This window comes from Chryseobacterium sp. Y16C (genome assembly GCF_022488405.1).
In the GTDB taxonomy this organism is placed as follows: domain Bacteria; phylum Bacteroidota; class Bacteroidia; order Flavobacteriales; family Weeksellaceae; genus Chryseobacterium; species Chryseobacterium geocarposphaerae.
In genome coordinates this window covers 299430-324989 of record NZ_CP092711.1, presented here as the reverse complement: position 1 = coordinate 324989, position 25560 = coordinate 299430, and the positions used below count along the sequence as shown (strand labels likewise).

At 35.9% G+C, this 25560-nt stretch carries 20 protein-coding genes; 5 read left to right on the top strand and 15 right to left on the bottom strand.

The genetic code is table 11. The features are described 5' to 3' along the window. Window positions 1-191: 191 nt before the first annotated feature. Entirely contained in the window at window positions 192-3236 is a 3045-nt protein-coding gene (locus tag MKS83_RS01325) for a SusC/RagA family TonB-linked outer membrane protein (RefSeq protein ID WP_240581642.1), read from the top strand. A gap of 13 nt (window positions 3237-3249) precedes the next feature. Next, complete coding sequence (locus MKS83_RS01320; protein WP_240581641.1) at window positions 3250-5010, top strand: RagB/SusD family nutrient uptake outer membrane protein; 1761 nt, start codon at window positions 3250-3252, stop codon at window positions 5008-5010. A 170-nt stretch (window positions 5011-5180) separates the two neighbouring features. On the opposite strand, the gene MKS83_RS01315 is transcribed toward MKS83_RS01320, so the two are convergent. The 3 genes from MKS83_RS01315 to MKS83_RS01305 are packed head-to-tail and all read right to left on the bottom strand — an operon-like array spanning window position 5181 to window position 7667. Beyond that, window positions 5181-5963, bottom strand: a complete 783-nt coding sequence (locus MKS83_RS01315) for a hypothetical protein (RefSeq protein ID WP_240581640.1) — start codon at window positions 5961-5963, stop codon at window positions 5181-5183. A 2-nt stretch (window positions 5964-5965) separates the two neighbouring features. Next, window positions 5966-6841 carry a hypothetical protein gene (locus tag MKS83_RS01310; protein WP_240581639.1) on the bottom strand — a complete coding sequence of 292 codons (876 nt, stop codon included), beginning with the start codon at window positions 6839-6841 and terminating at the stop codon, window positions 5966-5968. A gap of 4 nt (window positions 6842-6845) precedes the next feature. Further along, window positions 6846-7667: a hypothetical protein gene (locus tag MKS83_RS01305; protein ID WP_240581638.1), complete on the bottom strand. Its 822-nt coding sequence runs from the start codon at window positions 7665-7667 to the stop codon at window positions 6846-6848. 661 nt (window positions 7668-8328) lie between these two features. Here MKS83_RS01305 and MKS83_RS01300 point away from each other — a divergent pair. After that, window positions 8329-8724 carry an SDR family oxidoreductase gene (locus MKS83_RS01300; protein WP_240581637.1) on the top strand — a complete coding sequence of 132 codons (396 nt, stop codon included), beginning with the start codon at window positions 8329-8331 and terminating at the stop codon, window positions 8722-8724. Here MKS83_RS01300 and MKS83_RS01295 read toward each other — a convergent pair. The 7 genes from MKS83_RS01295 to MKS83_RS01265 form a co-directional block, all read right to left on the bottom strand. Beyond that, a complete protein-coding gene (locus tag MKS83_RS01295; protein ID WP_240581636.1) occupies window positions 8713-9870 on the bottom strand; it encodes an ABC transporter permease in 1158 nt (385 codons plus the stop codon). The genes MKS83_RS01300 and MKS83_RS01295 overlap by 12 nt on opposite strands. Further along, complete coding sequence (locus MKS83_RS01290; protein WP_240581635.1) at window positions 9867-11012, bottom strand: ABC transporter permease; 1146 nt, start codon at window positions 11010-11012, stop codon at window positions 9867-9869. The genes MKS83_RS01295 and MKS83_RS01290 overlap by 4 nt, the downstream gene beginning before the upstream one ends. A gap of 39 nt (window positions 11013-11051) precedes the next feature. Next, entirely contained in the window at window positions 11052-12047 is a 996-nt protein-coding gene (locus MKS83_RS01285; RefSeq protein WP_240581634.1) for an HlyD family secretion protein, read from the bottom strand. Window positions 12048-12059: 12 nt separating this feature from the next. Next, window positions 12060-13505: a TolC family protein gene (locus MKS83_RS01280; protein ID WP_240581633.1), complete on the bottom strand. Its 1446-nt coding sequence runs from the start codon at window positions 13503-13505 to the stop codon at window positions 12060-12062. Window positions 13506-14059: 554 nt separating this feature from the next. Further along, window positions 14060-15184, bottom strand: a complete 1125-nt coding sequence (chrA, locus tag MKS83_RS01275; RefSeq protein WP_240581632.1) for a chromate efflux transporter — start codon at window positions 15182-15184, stop codon at window positions 14060-14062. Between the two features lie 259 nt (window positions 15185-15443). Next, window positions 15444-16631 (bottom strand): FAD-dependent oxidoreductase, encoded by a 1188-nt coding sequence (locus MKS83_RS01270; RefSeq protein ID WP_240581631.1) that lies wholly within the window; start codon window positions 16629-16631, stop codon window positions 15444-15446. Next, the gene (locus MKS83_RS01265; protein ID WP_240581630.1) at window positions 16628-17140 is read right to left on the bottom strand and encodes a transposase; all 513 of its coding nucleotides are present in this window, start codon (window positions 17138-17140) and stop codon (window positions 16628-16630) included. Before MKS83_RS01265 ends, MKS83_RS01270 begins: the two co-directional genes overlap by 4 nt. A gap of 107 nt (window positions 17141-17247) precedes the next feature. On the opposite strand from MKS83_RS01265, the gene MKS83_RS01260 reads away from it, so the two are divergent. After that, on the top strand, window positions 17248-17724 hold the full coding sequence (locus tag MKS83_RS01260) for a MarR family winged helix-turn-helix transcriptional regulator (RefSeq protein ID WP_240581629.1): 477 nt from the start codon (window positions 17248-17250) through the stop codon (window positions 17722-17724). Window positions 17725-17974: 250 nt separating this feature from the next. Then, on the top strand, window positions 17975-19378 hold the full coding sequence (lpdA, locus tag MKS83_RS01255; protein WP_240581628.1) for a dihydrolipoyl dehydrogenase: 1404 nt from the start codon (window positions 17975-17977) through the stop codon (window positions 19376-19378). 49 nt (window positions 19379-19427) lie between these two features. On the opposite strand, the gene MKS83_RS01250 is transcribed toward lpdA, so the two are convergent. The 5 genes from MKS83_RS01250 to MKS83_RS01230 form a co-directional block, all read right to left on the bottom strand. Then, a complete protein-coding gene (locus MKS83_RS01250) occupies window positions 19428-20609 on the bottom strand; it encodes a cation:proton antiporter (RefSeq protein WP_240581627.1) in 1182 nt (393 codons plus the stop codon). Window positions 20610-20797: 188 nt separating this feature from the next. Beyond that, window positions 20798-21247, bottom strand: a complete 450-nt coding sequence (locus tag MKS83_RS01245; protein WP_100375323.1) for an Hsp20/alpha crystallin family protein — start codon at window positions 21245-21247, stop codon at window positions 20798-20800. A gap of 192 nt (window positions 21248-21439) precedes the next feature. Further along, on the bottom strand, window positions 21440-22504 hold the full coding sequence (locus tag MKS83_RS01240) for a UDP-glucose--hexose-1-phosphate uridylyltransferase (RefSeq protein WP_240581626.1): 1065 nt from the start codon (window positions 22502-22504) through the stop codon (window positions 21440-21442). Further along, window positions 22473-23657, bottom strand: a complete 1185-nt coding sequence (galK, locus tag MKS83_RS01235) for a galactokinase (protein ID WP_240581625.1) — start codon at window positions 23655-23657, stop codon at window positions 22473-22475. Before galK ends, MKS83_RS01240 begins: the two co-directional genes overlap by 32 nt. A 414-nt stretch (window positions 23658-24071) precedes the next feature. After that, complete coding sequence (locus tag MKS83_RS01230) at window positions 24072-25037, bottom strand: transketolase family protein (protein ID WP_240581624.1); 966 nt, start codon at window positions 25035-25037, stop codon at window positions 24072-24074. Window positions 25038-25560: the final 523 nt, after the last annotated feature.

Here is a 25560-nt window from a genome sequence, read left to right as displayed (position 1 = left end):
TTTTCTCAAAAAGGGAGATTTATATTTTATTGATTTTATGATAATGTTATGTTAAAATAGATTTGGGTTAAACGTTTTTACTTTGCATCTGAAAAATAAACACGAAAGATGAAAAGAAAATACCGCTGTTGCGGGAACAACAGCGGCTTTTTATTAAGCTAGCAATAGTAACAATTACTTTACTTAATGATATGTACCACAAAATTAATTTTTTTAAATTTAAAAAGCTAATTCCGATTGCTTTGATTTTCCTGGTTGCCAATCAGGCTCATGCAGAAGGATTTTCTAAACACTCCTCCATTTCTTTTCAGGTTAAGGAACCTATCACCGGAATCGTAAAAGATCAGGAAGGTTCTGCCATAGAAGGCGCGAAAATTACTGTCGTAGAAACCGGAGAAACTGCGACTACCGATGCATCAGGAAACTTTACGATTTCTGCCAATATCGGGCAGACTTTATCTATTTCTTATGAGGGATATGCGACACAGACCCTGAAAATTTCAGGAAGCTCAGTTTCTGTGAATCTGAAATCTAAAAAAGGAGCAACTTCTATTGAAGAGGTTACTTTAGTAGGATATGGTTCTCAGAAAAAGTCTGATGTTACAGGAGCTATCAGCCAGCTGAAAGCTGCTAATTTTAAAGAGGGAATGAATATTTCCGTGGATAATTTGATGCAGGGAAAAGTAGCGGGTGTACGTATTGTACAGACGAGCGGTGAACCGGGAGCAGGTGTAAATGTTTCCATCAGAGGTATTGGCTCCATCCGAAGCGGGAGTACTCCTCTGTTCGTTGTGGACGGCGTTCCGTTGAATAATGATCCGGTAAGCGCATCAAGCCCTGATTTTGGGTTGGGAAATACCGCCGCAAAAAATCCACTGAATTTTTTAAATACCAGTGATATTGAATCAATCACTGTTTTGAAAGACGCTTCTGCCGCCGCAATCTATGGAGCAAGAGGTTCGAATGGGGTTGTTTTGGTGACGACTAAAAGAGGAAAAAAAGGAGAACCTTTATTTACATATGATACCTATTTAGGTTTTTCTTCCGTGATCAAAAAATTAGATCTGTTAACAGCAGATGAATACAGAGCAGCAGGAATAGACAAGTCTTACGATCATGGCGGAAATACAGACTGGCAGGATGAAATCTACAGAAATGCTGTTTCTTCTAATCATTCGGTCTCATTTTCAAAAGCCACAGATACGGGAAGCTATTTTGCATCGCTTTCTCATATGGATCAAGATGGTATTGTACTGAACAGCAGTTTCAAAAGAACTACAGCCCGCATCAATGCAGAAGAATCTTTCCTAGATGATAAGCGATTAAAAGTTAAAGTAAATCTTACCGCGAGTGATATCAAAGAAACAGGAATTCCGAATGGAGGAACTGCAGGATCTGATGGACAGTTGATTATCCACGCTTTAATGGCCAATCCTACCCGTTCAGTATACGATGAAAACGGAAATTATACCAATTTCAACATGAACGCTCATTACAACCCGTTGTATTTACTGAGTGTATATCAGGATAAAACCAACACCTTCCGAGTATTAGGAAATACAGAAGCTACGCTGAGAATTATACCGGGCTTGAATTATAAATTCAATTTAGGGATCGACAGAAGTTTATCGGAAAGAAATACAACCATGTTCCCGAATATTACCGACAGAAGCCCAAAAGGGATCTATTCCCAGGCCAATCTGGATGCCTATAATATTCTTTTAGAGCATTACCTGACTTACGATTTCAGCTTCGGCAGACATAATTTCAATTGGCTAGCAGGTTTTTCCTATCAGAAATTCAAAGCAACAGCTACGTATTGGGGCGTAAGAAACTTCTTGGCTCAGGGAGCCGGAATTCCACCTGAAATTAATCCCGGATATTCCGGAGATGTTTTTGTTCCACAGCCAGGGACAGATCAGGAGAATGAACTACAGTCCTATTTCGGAAGGGTAAACTACAACTTTGACAAAAAATATTTCTTAACGGCTTCTTTGAGAGCAGATGGTTCTACCCGTTTCGGAGACAACAATAAATACGGATATTTCCCGTCAGTTGCTGTAGGCTGGACGATTTCCAATGAGAACTTTTTGAAAGGAAATCCGGTCATTAATGAATTAAAATTAAGAGCAAGTTGGGGCCAAACCGGGAACCAGGAGGTTCAGAATAAGATTACAAAACCAAGTTATTCATTGGCAGCTTCTGCAGGATATTATTTATATGATAATTTGAATCTTATCAACGGGGTTTTGATTAACAGAACAGCCTATCCGGATCTGAAATGGGAAACGGTAGAACAATCAAACATAGGATTGGATTTCAGCTTGCTGAAAAATAAATTATACGGGTCCCTGGAATATTATAATAAATCAACAAAAGACGCGATTCTGCGTATTCCATCTCCAGTATTAAGCCCAACTCCTATGATCTGGAGAAATTCTGACGGAACAATTAAAAATAAAGGTATTGAATTCTCTATCGGGTCTGAAATTATCAAAAATGAAAACTTCACCTGGAACCTTGATGTAAACGGAGCTACAGTAAATAATAAAATTACAGGGCTTCCTGTTTCAGAAATTTATTCAGGATCAGTATCGGGACCGGGACTTTCCGGGGTTACCGCCAATGTATATAAAAACGGTTACCAGGCGGGGTCTTTTTATATGTATCATTATTTAGGAATTGATGCCAACGGTAAATATATTTATGAAGATGTAGACGGCGACGGAACGATTGGCCAAAAAGACAAAAAGATCTTTGAGGGGCCCATTCCAAAATTTACTTTCGGAATCAATTCTTATATGAAGTACAAGAAATTTGATTTTTCTTTCTCTTTTATCGGACAGACAGGAGGTTACCTGGTCAATAATACAGCGTTGGACTTAAATATCAACAATCTGGCTTCAGACCGAAACGTTTTGAAAAACTTCTACGATTCTGGAGCAAGCTTTACCAATCAGCCGCAATTGTCCTCTTTGTATCTTGAGAAATCAGACTTTATCCGTCTGAACAACGTAAGACTAGGCTATACTTTTGATATCAACCAACTGAAGTTTTTAAAGAGTATTAATCTTTATGTAAGTGCACAGAACTTACTAACAATTACAAGCTATACAGGTTATGATCCGCTTGTCGACACCAGTAAACAGGTAGAAGGAAACCAGTCATTAGGAATTGACTACACTACCTATCCTTCTGCAAAAACTTTCATTTTAGGAGCCACTGTTAAATTTTAAGTTAAAAGAAATCATGAAATCAACATTTTTAAATATTAATAAAATCGTTCTATCGGTAGCGGTAATATCACTAATGGGATGTACCAATTTGGATGAAAAGTTGCTTGACGAAGTTCCGAGTTCCGTAGCTGCAGATCCTGAAGCTTCTTTAGCTGCCGCTTACGGACAGCTTGGTGACGGAACATTCGTAGATCACGGAAGTGTATTCGCCTTACAGGAATACTCTACGGATGAAGCCATCTTACCAACCAGAGGAAGCGACTGGGGAGACGGAGGAAAATGGAGAGCAATGCACGAATTTACCTGGGATCCTAATAATGATGTGATAAAAACAACATTCAATCAACTGACATTAGGGATTACCAAATCTTTAACCGCTATCGGAAGCATCAACCAAAGCAATATCAGTAATAAAGCATTATTCTTAGCCGAGGCAAAAGGTTTGTTAGCTTACTATACCTACACAACGATCGATTTGTTCGGACAGGCTCCTTACAGGGATCCTGATAATCTGAATGCACCTATCGAAATTAAGAAAGCAGAAACTACGATTGATGCTTTAATTACTGAAGTTGAAGGGCTTATTCCCAATTTAGCGGATATTAAAACCCAAAATACCCATGCCGGAAGATTTACCAAACAGGCAGCATATGCTTTATTGGCAGATATGTACCTGAACAGAGCTGTTCTAAAAAATAAGACAGCTGCTACGTTCAATTTTACAGAACAAGCAATTAATGTAGGCGGAACAGATATGGATAAAGTTATTCAATATTCCAATCTACTAATTAATGGAGGGCTTTTCAGCTTAGAATCTAATTATTTCCACAATTTTGACATTAATAATGACAATAGCAAAGAATTGATTTTCACGATTGTTCAGAAGAAAAATTCACTTAGAAACGCAGACAATGATCTTGCCTATATGTCGATGGAAAGAATCCAGAAACCGTCACCGGACAACAGAGGAACAAACGCTTCCTGCATTACTCCCGAATTCTATTATTCATGGAACGGAAATCATGATGATCCGCGTTTCCAAAGAACTTATCAGTATGAAGACGGAACATGGTTCAGAAATGACGGAACCGATGTAAGCGTACCATCAACAAGCAAAGTGGAAGGAACAGGAAAACCGTGGTTTCATTTCAACAGAGGATTACAGGTTGGCCAACAATATGGCCCGAAAATTCTTGCCAATGGTAATTTTGATATGACTGCTGACGGAAGAATTAAAGTTTATAAATTATTCACAGAAAAAAATACGACCCTTGCTGCCGATTTCACACCTGAACTTAATTTTGATAATCCTGCGGAAGCAGTATTTACACAGGCTCAGATCAACAGAGGGGTAAGAAACTTCAAGTTTGAATTTGATCCTGGTTACGGAAACAACGGAACCAGCGGAATGGATGTACCCTTGTACAGATTAGGAACCATCTATATGATGAGAGCAGAAGCCTATTTCAGAAACGGGAATGTAACTGCAGCTTTGGCAGATGTGAACAAATTAAGAACAAGCAGAACCAATGATGCTTTAAAGAATAATACACCAGGTGTTGCGCTTACCTCTTTGGATGCCAATACATTATTTAAGGAATCAGGATATGAGCTGTATTGGGAAATGTACAGAAGAAAAGCAATGATCAGATTCGGAAAATTTGATCTTGCAGGAACAGCAAAACCTGCGACTCAACCCTACAGAAGAATATTCCCTATTCCGCAGGCAACTCTTGATGTTTCCAAGGAATTCACTCAAAATCCAGGCTATTAATTTCTTTTCATCAAATTAATTTTTTTCGTAGAAAGTGACTGTCTTCTTAGACAGTCACTTTTTTTGTTGAGATATCATTTGGAGCTATTTTACACTAATAAAAAACCTGAAAATGATTAATTTTCAGGCTTAAATTTTATATGTTTCTTTTCAATAATTATAAACGAAAACTAGTAAGTCTGAAGCATAGACGTTGTTAATGTAGATTGTGACATTTCACTATTCAAATTGGATGTATCAACAGCCCTTCCTATTCCTAAATTAGCTTCATTACTTCCTGAGCCTAAATTTCTATTCGTACAGGCAGCTTTTACAACATATGAACCGGCAGCCAAAGCATCCAAAGTGACATTTAAATTATAAATCCGATAACTCCCCGGAACACCACGGACAACATCATTTCGTACAGCCTTTAAAACCCCGGGAGCACCATCCTTTTCTACGAAAATACCACATGCATAACTTGCCGAACCTGTTGTCCAGGACAAACCTGTACGTCTGGCGATCTGAACAGTAGTCTGAAAAGATAATATTGCCTTAGATTTATTATCTGTACGGGTAACTACAAAACTATCTGTTATACCAGGTATGTAAGACCAATCAGTAGCAGAATATGGAGCGTCCATAGTATAAATTCCTAAATTCCCAGATTTGGTAAATTCTATTCCGACATTATCCTTTACCGTATTCAAATAATATAATGATAAACTTCCCGTACCATTGGCTATTTGAAAAGTTTTCCAGGTATCCGATGTTGGACCCGCTACAGAAAATATCTGCCCTGTAGTTCCTTCAGCACCCGTCGTAGTGGGAGTTCCTCCTGTTCGAATTTCTTTTCTAACATTTAATGTACCATTTACATCAAGGGTTTTTGCAGGAGTATTGGTATTAATACCTACTTGACCATTACAGATGGCAGCAAAGAAAACTCCTATTATATAAATATTTTTCATTTTTATGGATTTACTATTGGTGAAAAATTCTGTGGAATTTCATAAACATCAACTTTCAGAGAAGATTGTGTCATAAAATTATTTAAATTGCCTATTAATACGGCTGCCGGCACTCCAATACCCAAAGTTAATCCTGACACAGGATTCGTTAGCCTGGAGCAAGCAACACTCACTGAATGGGTACCTGGTACAAGATTTTCAACACCCCCAATTTGAGTATGAGTTATAAATGTACTACTATTAGGGCTCGCAGTAACTTTATTGATTCTTATACTTTTCAGCAATCCATCTACAAAAATACCGCATGCAAATTTAATATTAGACCCGTCCCCTCCTGCATTATTTTGCTGTACTACAGTTTCGAAGAGCAGATAAGTACTATTTTGTGTACTATTAACCGTAAAATTTTGAGACAAACCTGATATTGTTTTAAAATTTTTCCCAGCCACCGTTAAGGATGTAAGCGGTGTATCCTGAGCGAAGTCTGTTGCAGGTACTATAGTCGTTGCCGTTTCTGCATTCGTGAACGTGATACCCTGACCGGTTGTACCAGAAGGCCCTTGATTTGTTGCATTTGAAGTATTTAAATCCCTAAAAGAATCGTTAAATATAAGATAATATTTATTTGTTAAATATTCCGGAATTCTGAATGTCTTCCATGTTGGTGAAGTATTTGGTCCTCTAGAAACCAGAACCTGTCCTACACTTCCGGGAACAAGTGTACCCGTACCATTATCTAAAAATAATTTGTTCCCTATATTGATGTCTCCATTTACATCGAGATTGTTTCTAGGGTTTGTTGTAGCCACCCCGACATTGCCCTGTGCACATAATAAAGTTGAGATCAGAGTAATTGAAAATATTAATGTTTTTTTCATGATTCTAATTGGTATAGGTAACAAGTTCTGCAATATCGATTTTAAGTAAAGATCTCAAGCTAAAAGCATTTGAGGAATTATTAGTCAAAATTGGCGTGGGACCATAAGTAGGAATATTAACACCAATTCTAAAATAGTTGTTTGCTACATCCGAGGAAGAAATCTTTCTACAAGCAACATCCACTGTATAATTACCTATGGGAACATTTTCCTCTGTATAATTTAATGTAAAAATACTCTGCGTTGGTGCAGTATCAATTGCTGTAATACCATCAGGTCTTAATGCAACAAGCTTATCATTCTTAAAAATACCGCAAATAAAATTTACAGAAGAACCTGCACCAGCTACTTTATTTACTAATTCAGCCCCTGACTGCACCTGATACGTTATCTTATTCTGAGATGCCTTAATTTCCACCGGAATACTCAAGCCAGTTATTTTAACCCATTTTGCCGGATCAAAATCTTCATTCAGATTACTCGTTACGGGAGAAGAAGCAGCTACGCTATTTGACAAAGTTGTAATGCCTGTTTGATCTGTTTTCAGATAAGTATTTATTAACTTATACTGAGAATTTTCCATAAAAGGAATATTTGCATATCTCCAAACCGGAGGCTGTCCGGCTCCCTTCGAAACTAAAACCTGATCCACACTGCCTTTATCACCATTTACAACATCCGTTCCTCCCACACTTAGTGCTTTTCTTAATGCTAAATCTCCGTTCACATCTAACGTAGATTTAGGTGTCGCTGTATTAATTCCCACTTGAGAAAACATTTTCATGAACATTAGAAAAGTAAGAATTAATGTACCTGTGTACTTCATAAAATTGTGTTTAAATTAATAGAAACTTGAAAGAGTATAAATATTTACACCTCTATTTATATAGTATTTTTAATATTTTTCATGTTTTAATTAATTTATTTAATCACATACTCCAATAATTATAATATTTTTTCATAATTATCTTATTCGTTTGCATATTGACAATATGTTGATTATTTCACAAACAGATTATGATATTAAAATATATAAAAATCATAAAATAGAAAATAATTTTAAATAAACAACATTTGTCAAAAACAATACCAATAAGCGATTTTGATTAAAAAATTTCACAAATATAATTCATTTTAAAGTATATTCTGTATTTTAACTAAAACAAACGTAAAAAAATAAATATAAATCCTTTTAAAGTGAAAAAAATACATTTGCCATATATTTAAAAAAAACAAAATATTAATAAGAATAATACATCAATAAATATTTATATAAATAAAATATTATCGGTTTGAATAAAAAACAAATACAGCTATTCTAAAAAAAAAAATTCATAATGCATTGAAAATTTATTATTTAGACTATCTATTGAGATAACATCTGTTTTTTAAATACATCTGTGTTAATTTGGGTACAACGAAGACAGATTTGGATACAATTGCCGCTTCGATCCTTAAGAATTTTGTAACTGTAAAAAATAAAAAGAATGAAAATAGTAATTACAGGTTCTTTGGGGAACATCGGGCGATCATTATTAAGCCAGGAATTAATCAAACAAGGACATACAGTAACATTAATCAGCAGCAATCCTGAAAGAAAGATGGAGATTGAACGTCTAAAAACAACTGCTGCTATTGGATTTTTAGCAGTATCCTTTTCGGAAGCAGATGCTGTATATTGTATGATTCTTCCTAATTATGAACAGCAGGATCAGATCGAGTATTATAAGATCATTGGAGAAAGTTACAAAAGAGTTATTCTTGAGACTAAGGTGAAGAGAATTGTTCATTTAAGTGGCTATGGAGCACTCGGCAAGTGGAACAGGTTTTATAGCCGCATATCACAGGAGAAACAGCTCTCACTCGCTACATTAGTTACCTGATTTATAATTGATAATAAATTTAAATCTAAGCATACATAAAACCATAAAAATTAATAATAAAACTGTCAGGTGAAGTATTGACGGTAAATTGTCTGCCAAACTACCTCCTGCTTGAACTATCGAAAGATACGCTTTCAGGAAAGGTGTTGTTGGAAGCATATCTGAAAAAATTTGTACTAATTTAGGTAAAGCCTGATAGGGCATGGAATATCCCGTAATCAAAAATATCGGATAAGACGAAAAAACCATAACCTGAAATGTGAAAAGCTTAGATTTGAAAAAACTCCCGATTAACATCCCAAAAACCAGTATTGTAGCTATAAAAAGAGCCATTAATAAAGATAAATCCAAATAATTCCCTCTTATTTCCACCCCGAAGACTGAAAAATTTATGGTCGCAAAAAACAAACCGAAAATCATGAAAATAATGAAATATAAAAAGCTCTTTCCCACAAGTAATTTAGAAATATTGCGTCCTGAAAGCTGATAAAGATCACTAAGCTTTTTATCTTCTCTTTCGGAGGCAAAACTAGCTGCAACACCTATCAACAAAGTCTGCTGTAAAATTATGGCTAATAATCCCGGTAATAAAAAAGCCCCATATGTCATCCCTGAATTGTACAATGGACGGTAATCCATATTAATTGGATTGGTCATTTTCATCGACTGATCATCATTCATTCCTTGTTTGTTAAAATACGTTTTTCTTACACCTGCCCCCACCGTAAGACAAACTTTGGTAACTGCGCTTAATAGATCACTAGAAGGTAAAAATCGTGAAGCATTCAAAACAAGATTTACATTGACCTGTTTTTGAGAAAGAATATACTTTTCCATATCTTTCTGAATATAAAAATACCCTTCAACCTCTCCATTATAGAGTTTTTCGTTAGCCTCAGAAATATCGGAAACAGGAATTATATCAATCATCGGAGTAGAATTAAGCTGATCTGTCAACAATCTTGATATAGTTGTTCCGTCTGCATCAATCAAGGCTAACTTCACTTTCTCCTCTCCTTTGTTCAGGTAAATGCTTCCATACATAAAGGCATAAATAATCGGCGCCAAAAGTAAAATCATAAACAGACTTGAATCTTTTGAAACGTTTTGGGCTTCTCGTTTTATGATTTGGAATATCTCTTTCACACCTTTTGATTTTTAAGATAAGTATCCACTTTATTTTGGAAAAAAAGAATTGCAACTGAAAAAGTAACTCCAATAAATAGCAAAAGCTTATAAATTTCCGGCATTGCATAAGATATCGGAAGTTTCATAAAATAAACTTTAATAAATCCATCCAGAAAGTGTGTGTAAGGCATTATTTCTGCATAAAACTGATCATACCATGGCATTGCCGTTCTTGGAAATGTAAACCCACTAAAAACAAAAGCCGGAGAAGTAAAAAACAGTGCAATATCCGTTACCAAAAGCATATTATTTGAAATTGCAGAAACCATCATCCCTATGCCGATGCATGCAAGAGACATCAAAGTATACATGATGAAGAAATTAAAATAGGTCCCGGGTTTTTCTAAATGATAAACAGGAAACACAAAAAAAGCAACCAGTAAAAAAAGAATCCACGCAATGCAAAGATGTGCAAACATTTTTCCTATAAAAATCTCTGAAGAAGAGGTTGAAATTTTCAAAAGTTCATCAATTGTACTTCTTTTAAACTCCAAATTCAGGATGAGAACAGACGCCACGATTAAAGCCATTTGCAAACCTACGGTTATCAAACCCGGTGTAAGATACATTTGATAGTTAAAATCAGGATTATATAAAGTTGTTGTATTTAATTTAATGGGCTGAACCAAAGTATTTGCTGTTTCAGCAGGCATTCCCTGTTTTTCCGCTTTTTGAAGAACTACAGCAAGTCCTCCTTTGATGATGACTTCCGCAGCTCCTTTATAGATCATCTTCGCAGGAACAAGATAGGCACCATTCGTATACAGCGTAATATTGGATTGATGATCTTTCTTTACATCCGCTTCCATATTTTTCGGGAAATGGACCGCCCCAAAAATTTCACCTTTTTTCATCAGACTTTCGATTTCTGAATTACTGAAAGCTGTATGGGTAAAATGTATATACTCATTTTGCTCCATCATATCGGTAAGCATTCTGGAAACTGAAGAGCGATCTTCATCCCAAACTGCCATTGGAAGTTCCTTTGCAAACTGTTTCTGATAAATAAAACCGTAAAAAAGAAAAATAATAGGCGGAATCACCAGTAAAACCACATAAAAATTAGGAATCGAAAAAATTCGCTTCCATTCTCGCAGCATGATTTGACTAATGGCTTTCAACTTAAATTAAAAATAATATTATGGTAAAATCAGTTGTGCAGTCATACCGGGACGAAGTCCTTTAATTGAATGCAGATTTTCAGGTTTTACTTTTATCTGGAATGTTCTCAGTTCAAATTCTCCGTTCTGTTTTTCGGGCACCCAATCTGCATATCCCAATGCAGGAGCCAGTTCTGATACAACACCCTTCACTTCTTCCGGCGTACAACCAGGGATTTTCATTGTGACAGATGTTCCTTTATCTATTTTATTCATCTGACTTTGGCGGAGATTGAATTTTACAAAATAGGAATTATCCTTCTGAATGGTCATCATAGGATATCCTGCATTTACCATTTCGCCTTTGTTCGAAATAACGGTGGAAATCTTTCCTGAAGCAGGAGCTTTTATAGAAGCATTATCCTTAATTTGTTCGGTAAGTTTCTCCGCATCTTTTGCCTGATTCAGAATTGATTTTGCAGAATTTTTAAGCTCATCATTACTTCCTCGCTCAAGCAATTGTACATTCAGTTTTGCTGTTTCAAGCTCTTTTTGGGCCGCTTTAAATTTAAAATAAACAATATCTCTTTCCTGTCCCGAAACCACGCCCTCAGAATAAAGATTCTGGAAACGCGAATAGGTTTTATTCATTAAATCCATTTGCTGCTGTGCAATTTGCTGAAGATTCTTTGCCGAAGCCAAAACCTCAGGCTCCACACCTCGATCAACTTTGTTCAGCTGATTTTGAGCAATAGTTACCGCTTCAGAAACCTGCGACTGAATGGTTTCTATCTCTGAAGTTTTCATTTGGGCAACAATCTGTCCTTCTTTTACCTCATCATCCTGTTTTACCAGCAATTCGACCACTCTTCCGGGTAATGAAGCAGAAACATCTACAAATTCCGCATCAACCATCCCTATAACGGCATCCTTATCAACCTGTGAAGATGTATTTCTAAGAAGGTATATAACCGCAACAGTCAAAACAATCAAAGGAATAAAAATCGCCCAATAATTTTTTATAAAGTTCTTCATCTTGTTCTGATTTTATGGAATATAATTGATTATGTTTTCGGGGTTTCCGGTAATAAAAAAATAAGTTGCCAACGCTGTCTGATAAGCAACCAGTGAAGTGTAATACAATTTTTCGGTTTCATACTGCAATTGAAGTACATCATTAACGTCCTTCACAGAAGCAAGACTGTTTTCCAATCGTTTTCTTACCATTTCAGTAGTTGTATAAGACTGTTTCCTCGATTCATCAAAAGTTTCACTCTGTTCTTTCAGACTGATAAGCTTATTCTGTGCTACTCTGGTTGCAAGATTTACAGCTTTCTGTTTCTGTTCTATTAATATATCAGCTTCTTTTATAATCGATTCTGATGCCTGATTTCGGGATCTCCTTTCGGGATCAAAGAGTGTCCACTGCATTTCTATCCCGACCAGCCAGGGAGGCGTAATCAATGGAAGGTCCTTTCTGAAAAACTGATAGTTGCCAATGGCAAAAATATTCGGCTTTGAAAGAGATTTGGTGATCATAAGACCTGTTTCTGCTTCCGTTTTTTTGCTTTGAAGAAGTTTGATATCTGCATTATTTTCTGAATTGGAAAATGTCGGAAGTTCGGTATTTTCGGTTAGCTTTTCAGTAATTTCCAAGGGTTCATCTAATGAAACTCCCATTAAATCTTTAAGAGTAAGCAATGCATTTTCCTTTTCAAGATTCAGATTTTTAAGATTGGTTTCTCCTTGTTTCTTAGCAATATCTGCCCAATTTTTCAAATAAGGAGGAATGATTTCTGATTTTAAGAGATTTTCAGCATATTTTTCATTTTGATGAAGGGATGCAACACTTTTTTGCTGCTTTTCAATCATCGAATTGAGATACATGATCTGAATATATTGTAATATGATATTATAAGTTATGAGATCTTTTGAAGATTTAAGATTAGCTTTTCCGCTTTCCACCTGCTGTTCTGAAAGCTTTTGTGCAGCATTCAGTTTTCCGCCCAGATAAATAGGCTGTTTGACCAAAATACCGGCTAAAAAATAACTTTGTTTTGCAATTGCCGGATTATAATTGGGATACACCGCATTGATAATATCTTTGGAGGTCTGGTAAATTACATCCTGTACAGTTTGTGGAAGCGGATTTCCTGTTATCTGCTGATAAAAAGTATTGGCAGAAGATACACTTTGTTTTGCCGATCCCTCTACAATTCCTCCTTTTACCTGTTGAAGATTAATTTTAATAGGTTCCCCGATATAATTGTAGCCTCCAAGTAAATCTACCTTTGGTAAATTATTATTTTTATTGGATTTCACAAGCTTTTCCCGGGTTTCCAAAGATTGCTCTGCCAATTTAATCGCAGTATTATTTTTTATTGCATTATTGATACATTGTTGCAGGCTAACACTCTGACAAAAGATATTTGCAGAAACCAACACAAAACATATCAGTATTATTTTTTTAAATCGTATAATTTGTATGTACATAACATCTTATCCAAATTTAATCAAGAAATAAATTATAAAATCAACAAGGACGAAGAAATACACTACATTGCCATTTTCTATACCACTATTTAAAGTACTAAGATAATGTTTGCTATACTCTGAAAATTGAACAAAAGAATTTTAATCTGAAATTTTTAATTGCATAACACTCTACAGAGGGATAATCACAGTACTAATATTCTATGTTCAAACTTGAGCTAACTTTTCTTTGGCGGGAATCTTCCAATTGCTGTTGATTGCTTATATACTGTTCTTAGCCAGTATGAGAATGAAAAATGGGATTTAAAACAAAGTAAATTTTCATATAAATGCTTATTAATATTTGGTTTGTCTTATAAAAATACAAATTATTTTAATTAATTCACCATAGCAAGTTTTAAAAAATATTAATATATTTTAGTTTTACTGAAATTTCAAAAATTTACCCTCATGATATTTTAATGAATTTATGATTTATCAGATTCATGTATTATTTAAAACTAGTCTTATTTTCGATAAAAGACAGAAGAATATTTTTCCATTTTTTCCGGGTTTCAAATCCTGAAAAGTATAAAACCTAATAGAGCACCTCCTAACACCACAAAAGCACTGTTAACTTTAGTAAACCGGAATACAAAAATCAGACTGACAATTGCAATGGCTACAGTACGCCAATCTGCAATGCTGTCTTTTGCCATTTCATAACACACAGCTACAATAATAGCTACTGAAGCAACATTTATTGCATCTAAAAATGTGGATAAAATTTTTGAATTGCGGACTCGTTTCATCAACGGATGAAGTATTGCCACGAATACAAATGAAGGCAGGAAAATAGCAATGGTGGAAAATACAGCGCCTGAAAAACCGTTAATTTGAAAGCCTATAAAAGTAACTGAAGAAAAGACCGGACCTGGTGTAAATTGTCCCACTGCAATAGCATCTATCAGTTGTTGGCGTGTTAGCAAACCTGTTGATACCAATTCAGCATCTAAAAAAGCAAACAAAACGTAGCCGCTTCCGTACAGAATAGCACCAATTTTAAGGAAAACCAGAAAAAGATGAAAATTTTTAGATGATAGAAAACCTGAATCCGGAATTTGTAATAATACCGCCGGAATAAAGGAATGAACTTCACTCCGCTTATTGATAAAATACAATAATATAGCTAACAGACCTGCTCCAAATAAGAGAAAAATCTCATTAATCCCCAATAAAGATAAAATCAGAACACTTACACCAATAAACCAGAGCTGCAACGTTTTCAGTGATTTCTTGCCCAAAGGATAAATGGCTGCTAAAATAACCGATATAATCGCAGGTTTTATCCCATAAACAAAAGGCTGAACTTCCGGAAGCTGTCCATATTCTTTATACAGCCATGCAAAAAATAAAGTGATGAGAACTGCGGGACCTATAAAGCATAATCCCGCTACAATAAGTCCTTTCCAACCCGCTCTGTCTTGCCCGATATGGATTGCCATCTCTGTACTGTTAGGTCCGGGTATTAAATTGGTTGCTCCTATCATATCCAGAAAATGTTCCTCGGTCATCCATTGACGCTTTATTACGACTTCCTGCCTCATCATGGCAATATGAGCAGCAGGTCCTCCAAAAGCTGTAATCCCTAACTTTAGGAAAATACGCGCAAGTTCTTTCAGTTTATTTTCCTTTTCCATGAATTACTATATATTCGTCAAGTAAATGGATGTTATTTTTCATTATGCAATTTAAAATCCTGATTGTTAAAGGGAGGCATACTTTTCATAACATAGAAATTTCAGATATAATGAAATTTTTTTCATAAAATTACACAGATTTATGAGATGATAAAGTTTTTCATACATTCTTATATTTTCAAACATTCACAATCTTTTAGCGGCTAAGAAATTTGATTTAAATGATGAAATCCTTCTATTCTATTTCTACAAAACAAAATCATACATCCAATTTGTTTACATCATAACCATATACCCAGTGCATCTTCTTCTTTTCCATATTAATAAAATATTTTAACATCCTGTCTCTGAATAAATTGATTATCCAATTAGGCTTTGATTTTGCCTTACCGATTTTTCTTGCCTGCGCAATAATTTTTGCTACTCTGCCAGATCTTAATTGCTGAAATCGGGAAAAAGCAAGTTCAGGGTCATCATATTTGATTAAGCACTTTGCCAACACCGCACCATCTTCTAAAGCCAGTGAAGCTCCCTGACCGGTATGTGGTGAAATAGCATGGGCAGCATCCCCTATTAAGCAAACTCTTCCAGCGTACCATCTTTCCAGCACAGGCATATCAAAGATAGGATAAGCAAATAAATCATTACTTGCCGTAATAATCTCACTGATTTTTCTGTGATCTTGAGCATGCAGCTCCAAAAGATCTCTTTTTATTTCGAGTTGTTGAGGCTCGTCATCCGAAACCGGGCGATGTGGCTCCTGTTCAGCATCATAATTGTTAAACCACCAGGTTTCTCCCGTATTGGTCGTTGAAAATCCGAAAAACGCCTGTTTGCCAAACATCATTTCTATAGCTTCTGAAGGTGTTGCCTGATTGGGAATTTTTACAATTGCTCCTGTAGATAACATATTTGTGTAGGTGGGTTGCGGTGAACCCGGAAAGAGCAGTTTTCTGCATTTTGAATGAATACCATCTGCACCTATCAGACAATCATAACCCTGATAGTTTTCTTTACTGGTTTTTATATTTATCTTTTCTCCAAAGTACTCAATAGACTCTAATTTACAGTCATATTCTACAAAACATCCTAATTCAATTAGCTTTTCATGTAATAAATTACTTATTGCCGATCTCTTCACCTGGATACTGGCTATTCCATAAGCATCCTTTTGATAGGAGACATCTAATTCGGCAATCTGTTTTGCTTTCGAATTGTAAAAATGAAGTGTTCCGGGAACATATTCATCATAGATCCTGGAGATGTCAATAAGATCAGTAAGGACATTCAATCCATTCGGTGATATTCCTAAGAACAGCCCCTCTGTCATTTCTTCCCTGGAACGGACTTCAATAATTGTTACCCAAGCTCCTCTTTTAAGCAGTTCAATTGCTAATGCCGGACCGGCAATTCCGGCTCCAACAATCATTACTTTCTTATTATTCATGATACATTTTTTTTAGATCCATCATCCGTTTTAAGTTTTGAAATATATACATACCCTATATTTACCAATATATATAACCCAACACGTACATAATTGAGGTTTTTCCAAGCTATTGCTTCTTTCAATAAGCCGGGCTCTACAACCGGTCTGACTTTCATGGCCATAAATGACATCAAAGTAGGTACGAAATACTGTAAAGTCCAGACTCTTAATCCTATATGGATAAGCAATAAAAATAACATAGCGTTTCGTCTCTGTTTGAAACGCCAATTAAAAAGAAGAGCTAATAGCAGAAAGATCTCATGAATGGAATGAACTATTATCCAAAAAAACTTGAAATCTAAGCCATAAGCGGTCTTAAAGAAAAATAAGGATGCAGGTGGTCCCGCCGTCCATGCAGGAACCATAATTGCAGTTTCCCACAATTGCGCTCCGTTCATCACAAAATAAAGTGCAGTAGCGATATACAGCCAATTATTAGCTCGTGAAGTTGTATTGGTCATTTCCATTTATTAATATTTTTGGTTTTATATAATAGAGTATTTATAAGTATCTTTACCGTAAAGCAAATTATTAACATCATTAAGTATCTTAATGACAAAGATAAATTATTTTTATGAACAGCAAAAAAAAAAAAGAACAAATTGAAAACCTGACAACTATTAACAACCTGACCAGAGAATTCTCTACGGTTACAGTACTCATGCATCAGGCAATTGCACAAAAGGCCGGCCTTGTTGGTACAGATCATAAATATATAGACTTACTTCTTCAGCACGGTTCTATGACTGCCGGACAGCTTGCTGAATTAAGTGGCATTACCACCGGAGCGGTAACCGCAATGATTGACAGACTTGAAAAAAGCAAATTGGTGAAACGTGAGCGTCAGACTGATGACAGAAGAAAAGTCTTAGTAGTCCTAGACCAAGAAGAAGCATTCAAACGTATCGGACCAGCTTTTATGACGATGCAGGAGGATCTTAAACAACTGTATAATGACTTTACTGAAACGGAACTTGCAACGGTAGAGAAATACTTAAAAGCTGCTATTGAATTCTCCAATAAACAGATCCGGAATCTGAATGAAAATTAATACTACTGTTACTATAACTCTAGCTTTCTCTTCTTTGCAAGGCTTAACTTTGTATTTAGGAAAGAATGCCTGATACACTTTATAACATTTTGCTATATAACCAGTTCAGTATTATTAGATATTCTCTTCTATTTGTAATTCAAAATTGAATAAAAAAAAGACCGATTGTTTTATTTTTTTATTTAATTTTGCTATAAATTAGACCGATCGGTTTATTTTATTAATGATATTAAAAAAAGAAAAGAGTAAAATGGAAGAATTTGATATTACCATTATTGGATCAGGTCCGGGAGGATATGTGGCAGCAATAAAAAGTGCCCAACTGGGATATAAAACCGCTTTAGTAGAAAAATACAGTACCTTGGGTGGTACTTGTACCAACGTTGGGTGCATACCTACCAAAGCACTATTGGACAGTACTCATCATTATTCAGATGCTGTTAAAAGTTTTCAAAATCATGGTATAGAATTTTCAGATATCCGGCTCAATTTTGAACAGGTCTTCAAGCGCAAATCTGATGTGGTAACTAAAAATACACAAGGCCTGGATTTTTTGATGAGAAAGAACAAGATTAAAGTTTTACAAGGCTCCGGCTCCTTTCTTAACAATGAATCTTTAAAAATCTCACACGCTGATCAAACAGAGACTGTTATAAAATCAAAGAAGTTTATTATTGCTACAGGATCAAAACCGGCAACCATTCCGGGAGTTACCATCGATAAAAAAAGAATCATTACTTCTACAGAAGCGCTGGCTATGAAAGAAAAACCTGAGAGTATTGTAATCATTGGCGGAGGTGTGATTAGTGTGGAAATGGCTTCAATTTTCAACAGGATCGGTACCAAGGTAACTATTTTGGAATATGCCGATAATCTGATTGCCAATATGGATCAGGAATTAGGGAGTACTCTGGCTAAAATTTTAACTAAAGAAGGGGTAGAAATAAAACTTCAGGAAGCCGTTTACAAAGCAGAGAATCATGGTGACAAAGCTAAAGTCTATTTTAAAAATAAACAAGGCATCGAACAGGAGCTTACCGCCGATTATATTTTAGTTGCTGTGGGCAGAAAGCCGTATGTGATCGGCCTGGGCTTAGAAAACACCAATGTAGAATTAAATGCTAATGGAACGATCAAGGTGGATGACCAACTCCAGACAACAGCCTCAAATATTTTTGCAATTGGTGATGTTATTGGCGGAGCTATGCTTGCTCACAAAGCAGAAGAAGAAGCTGTATTTGTTGTCGAGAAAATTGATGGTCAAAAATCACATATTGACTATGACCGTATTCCGTCAGTAGTTTACACCTGGCCGGAAGTCGCTTCAATAGGGGCAACAGAAGAAGAATTAAAAAAGCGTGGATTAGAATATAATGTCGGTAAATTTCCGTTCGCAGTGAATGCCAGAGCCAGAGCGGGAATGGAAACGGATGGCTTTGTAAAAGTACTTTCTGACCCCAAATATGGCGAACTTTTAGGAGTGCATATAATAGGTGCAAGAGCTGCCGATTTAATAGCCCAAGCAGTTATCGGTTTGGAATTTGAAATTACGGCAAAAGATATGGCCTCAATCTGCTATGCCCATCCTACTTATTCGGAGATACTGAAAGAAGCCTATACAATTGCTTCGGGTGAAGCTTCGGTAAATATTTAAAACTTTTATACGATCAGTATTTATGACAGGAACAATTTTTATAAGTAAACTAATGATGCTTAAAATGTGCGCCCACATTATCTTTATTAATAATGTTCTTATGCCCTTTAAAAATTGTTCCGATACTGATCCATATAGTGGAAAAAAGCAGAGATAAACAGGTAATTCCCAGTCCGGCTTTATAAAGCTCATATTCAACAATATTTGTTTTATAGGCAATAGATAAGGCAAGAATTCCAAACTCTCCCGTTTGCGAAAGTAATGCACCCCCGTAAAGACTATCCTTCCATTTAAAGTTTAAAAGCCTGAAAAAAACAGCAGACATAATACTGTTACTGATCAGCACCACTATCGTACCTAAAACAATAAGTTTATAATTGGATATAAGATAAGGAATATCCATACGAAGACCAATGGATACAAAGAATAATGAAACAAAGAAAACCTTAAAAGGCAGTAAAGAATGCTCAAGCCAGTGAAAAGCTTTCATCTTTCCCACCAAAACACCGGCAATAAAGCTTCCCAATGCAGCACTCATACCGATAGCCTCCGCTAAAACGCCGAATCCGAGACAAATAAAAAGCCCCAAAAAAACCTGTAAATCATGATCATTCTCTAAAAAAGAATATGAAAAATTAATTTCCCTGATATGTCTGATCTTTCTGAAAATAAAGAAAATAGCCAAGCATACAGCCAAGGGTAATATAAAGCTAAAAAAATTATATTTTTCACCATTCCAAAACTTCAGAACTGTCAAAGCCGGTGCCAGAAGGAGATCCTGCAACAGCAAAATATTCAAAATAACAATTCCGAATGCCGTATGTATTGTACCGTGCTTCTTTAAAAATTCAACGACAACGGCAGTACTATTAAATGTAAAAAGCATCGCAATGAGCACAATACTTTTATAATCAAGACTAAGAAACTTTCCAATAAAATAGGCAAAAAGTAAGCTTAAAACTATTTTTATACTTTGTGCTAGTAATGGTTTAATAATTAAGCTTTTTTTATTAGGAATATTGATTTCCATCCCTATAAAAAACATAAGCAGCAATATGCCGATTTCTCCAACCACTTCTATTTCTTCAGGCTGGGTAAAAAGCTTCAATACATGAGGACCAAGTAATATCCCCGCAATAATATAGGCAATAAGGTAGGGCTGATTCAGCTTTTTCAGCAAAAACATCAATCCCAACGTTGTCATACATAAAACACATACTGTCCAAAGCATATTTTCATATTATCGCGTTAGCATTTAATATTTATTCAGTCTTACTAGGTAAGCAGCAAGTTGCTGCTTTAATGAAGTTTGATCAGTTAGTAAAATCATGCAGAATGAAAAGTACAATAAATATACTTTATGATTTTATGAAAACAAGCCCCACATTGAGGCTTGTTTTTCGATAGGATCTAAGACAATTAATTTATTTCAATTAGCCTTGGAGGTTTTTGTTTGGCCTCTTCCTTTTTAGGAATGGTCAACATCAATAAACCATTTTCATATTTGGCTTGAATATTTTCCTGATCGACAACATCTTTTGGCAATTCAAAACTTCTCTGGAATGACTGATAACTGAATTCCCGTCGGGTATAATTTCCATCCTGGCTTTCGTTACTATCCTGTTTAGAGGAAGAAATAGTCAGAAGCTGTCCATCAAGTTTAATTTCAAAATCATTCTTCTCCATACCCGGAGCCGCTACCTGTACCTGGTAAGTATCGGCATTTTCTACAATATTGACTGAAGGAACAGTAGTGCTTGTAGACGAATAATTATTGTTCCCCCAATTAAAAAGTTCACGATTAAAAAAATCATCAAAAAGATTTGGAACTCCTGGCATGTTGCTCCAATTTTTCTTAATAAGATTCATAATAATGCTTTTTTAAAGTTAAACAATTTATTACTTAAATCTCAGCTGGCCAGCTGTTTGAAAAATCAGATTCAAAAAAAATACCAATTCAAAAAACATGATTTTTTTTCATACATACTGTCAAAATTTCAGTTTTGTGTCAAAGTGACCATCATGTATAACGATCTAATATAATAATATAAATGATAAGAATTATCTGTTTTTATAATGAAATATAGGTAGACGCTTCAAAATCTCTGCACTCTGCTCCGGCGTAATATCCCGTTGAGCTTCAGCAAGCATTTCATAGCCAACCATGAATTTTTTCACTTCTGCACTTCTCAGCAATGGCGGATAAAAATGCATATGAAAATGCCATTCAGGATGAGGTTTTCCATCGGTTGGCGACTGATGGATTCCGGCTGAATACGGGAAGGAAATCTCAAAAAGATTATCGTATTTCGTGGTTATATCTTTTATTATTGATGCCAAAGAATGCTTTTCTTCTTCAGAAAACTCAATTAGGTTTTCAATCTTTCTTTTGCTCACGATCATCGTTTCGTAAGGCCAGACTGCCCAGAAAGGAACTAATGTAACAAAATCCTCATTTTCAAGAGCAATTCGTTCGTTGATTTCCAGCTCTTTTTTTACATAATCTTCCAAAAGAGAAGTTCCGTTTTTATCAAAATAATTTTTAAGATTTTCCTGTGCTTTCGACACAATAGATGGAATTGAAGATTGTGCCCAGATCTGACCGTGCGGATGCGGATTGCTGCAACCCATCACCTGACCTTTATTCTCAAAGATCTGAACGTGGTTGATATAATCTAATCCTCCCAATTCTTCATATTGCTGTTGCCAAACATCAACGACTTTTTTGATGTCATCAACTTCCATTTCAGGTAGTGTTAGACTGTGATTTTCCGAAAAGCAAATGACACGATTGATCCCTCTTTCAGGTTTTAATGAAAAAAAATCAGAACTTTCCTCAGAAAATTCAACATTCTCTTTCATCAGAGAACCGAAATCGTTATCAAAAACGTAAACACCTTTATAATCAGGGTTTTTCTCGCCGTTTACACGAAAATTTCCTGAACACAAATAACAATTCGGATCATGAGCCGGAAGCTGTTCTTCTGATGTTTTTTCTGTTTGTCCCTGCCAAGGTCGATTCGCCCGTTGCGGAGAAACCAGAATCCACTCGTCCAAAAGCGGATTATATCTTCTGTGAGGATGATTTTTTTGATTAAATGACGATTTCATTTCTAAGGTATTCATTAATTCCGTCCGATATTTTTACTCTGTAGACTTTCATTTCGATGTTGTAAGCCTGTTTATATTGAGCACTGATATGGTCAATAACTTCATCAACATTTTCATCTTTAATAAGGTTAATACTGCAGCCGCCAAAACCGCCACCCATAATTCTTGCTCCTAAAACGCCTTCCTCCTTTAAAGTTTTTTCAACCATAAAGTCGAGCTCATCACAGCTTACTTCAAATTCTGTCGAAAGTCCGGAATGGGTTTCGTTCAAAAGTTGACCAAGATATTCTACATCACCTTCTGACAAAGCTTTTGCGGCTTTTTCCACTCTTTTGATTTCCTTAAGAAGGTAAAAGCATCTTTTATAAGACGTCTCTCCCATTTCTGCTCTTACTTCATCCAGCATCTCAAAACTGAAATCCCTGAATTTCTGTACCTCAGGAAATTTTTCCCACAATATTTTTTTGCCGTTGTCAACATCTCTTCTTCTATCGTTGTAACCGGAAGTTAGATGAGTATGTTTTACGCAACTGTCGAAAAGAACCAAGCTGTAACCGTCAATATTAGCTTCAAAATACTGATGCTCCAAAGAATTGCAATCAAGCATAATCACTTTATGCTCTTTTCCGAAAACTGACGAAAATTGGTCCATAATTCCGCATTTTACGCCTACAAAGGTATGTTCGGATTTCTGACCAATGACCGCTATTTCTTTTTTATTTAAATGTAAATCGAAAATTTCGTTGAGAATATAAGCAAATCCACATTCCAAAGCTGCCGATGATGATAAACCTGAACCCATCGGAATTGTACTGCTGAAAGCAATCTGCAAACCTCCGACTGCTTTCCCTGACTCTTGAATGACATTAAAAACGCCCAACAAATAATTGACCCAGGTCTGCGAAACCGGAAACTGTTTTTCATTAACATCAAAACTAAAAGAATCGTTAAAATCTTTGGCAAAAAAAGAGATTGTAGAATCATCCGTTTTTTTTACGGCAAAGCAAATATTCTTATCAATGGCAGCCGGAAGCACAAATCCGTCGCTGTAATCGACGTGTTCTCCAATGATATTGATTCTTCCCGGAGCGAGAAAAATTCGTTCCGGCTCCGATTCAAAAGCCGACCGAAAGGCCTCTTTTGTGTAATTGATTAAATTCTCCTGCATAAAATCTGCAAATTATATTGAATGGAAAGTTTAAATTTAAATTAATGACTAAAGTTACGGTTTTCTGTTTAGGTGACTGTCCTGCTCAATCGGAGAAGACAGTTGGTGACGTGACAGGATTCATATTGATAACCGAGACCTTTCTATTTTTCTGTTTCGATGACCTTCTTTTTAACCACTAAGAGCACAAAGAGATTCACAAGGAGCACAAAGCTTGTGACCTTTGTGCGAACTTCGTGTTCCTTGTGGTAATAAACATAACAATGCAATATTACAGGCTTTCCGACTTTCTGCTCATCACTTTTTTAACCACTAAGAGCGCAAAGAGATTCACAAGGAGCACAAAACTTGCGAACTTTGTGAAAAACCTAGTGTACTTTGTGATTAAATAACCGCATTTCTAACAATGCAATTTTACAAACTTTCTGATTTTCTGCTCATCACTTTTTTAACCGCCGCCACGATATCATTCGCAGTTAATCCGTATTTTTCCATCAGTTGATCAGGCGTTCCGCTTTCTCCGAAACTGTCGTTGACGGCAACATATTCCTGAGGCGCAAGATATTCTGTAATCAGAAGCTGTGCAACACTGTCGCCTAGTCCGCCTAGTCTGTTGTGTTCTTCCGCAGTTACTACACAACCCGTTTTTTTAACGGAATTAAGAATTGCTTCAGCATCTAAAGGTTTAATGGTGTGAATATTAATAATTTCCGCATCGATTCCCTGTTCTTCCAGAATTTCTCCGGCTTTGATGGCTTCCCAAACCAAATGCCCTGTTGCAATGATCGTTATATCTTTTCCTTCATTCACCATCCACGCTTTTCCGATTTCAAATTTCTGATTTTCATCAGTAAAAACAGGAATTACGGGACGTCCAAAACGGAGGTAAACAGGACCTTCGTAATCTGCAATCGCAATGGTTGCCGCTTTGGTCTGGTTGTAATCGCAAGTGTTGATCACCGTCATTCCCGGAAGCATTTTCATTAATCCGATATCTTCAAGAATTTGATGAGTAGCGCCGTCTTCACCTAAAGTTAAACCAGCGTGGGAAGCACAAATCTTAACATTTTTTCCGGAATAAGCAACTGACTGGCGAATCTGGTCGTACACTCTTCCTGTAGAAAAGTTGGCGAAAGTTCCCGTGAACGGAATTTTGCCTTCCGTTGCCAGACCTGCTGCCATTCCAATCATATTGGCTTCCGCAATTCCGATTTGGAAGAATCTTTCCGGTGCTTTTTCGATGAATTTTTCAAATTTTAAAGAACCGATAAGGTCTGCGCAAAGTCCGACAACATCGGGATTTTTATCGGCCAATTCTGCCATTCCGGCTCCGAAGCCGCTTCGGGTGTCTTTTTTTTCTGTGTAAGTATATTTTTTCATTTGATTAATTGTTGGTTATTTTTTAACGCAAAGAGCGCAAAGATTTTTTTATCTTTTTGAGGATATTTTCGTTCGCAAAGGCGCTTCGCTCAGCTAAGAAAGTGGATTCCTCAAGTAAATTTTATCGGATGTTTTTACAAAATATTTTTTTTGTGAATACTAAAAGCTTTACAGGTCACCTCTACGAGGTTTTGTGATGCCGAATTATTTTTGATCTATTATCAGTCGCTCCTACGGAGCATTTATTATTCTAAAACGTATTTAGATTGAGCCACAGCGTGGCGAACTGTTAATAGCAAAATTAAGTTTAGAGCATCAAGCTCCGTAGGAGCGACCTGTAATTTAACATCACAATAAATTCCATTGTTCTTCCCGAAAACTTTTTCTCTTGAATGTTTTATTCATTGATTGATTTGAAACGGCGAATCTATCTCCACTTTATTATTTTTATTTTGAATCGATGAATCTCGTTCCTCGATTTCTCGCAGCCCGGCTTGAGTGGAGCTCTTTTTGCAAATTTTGA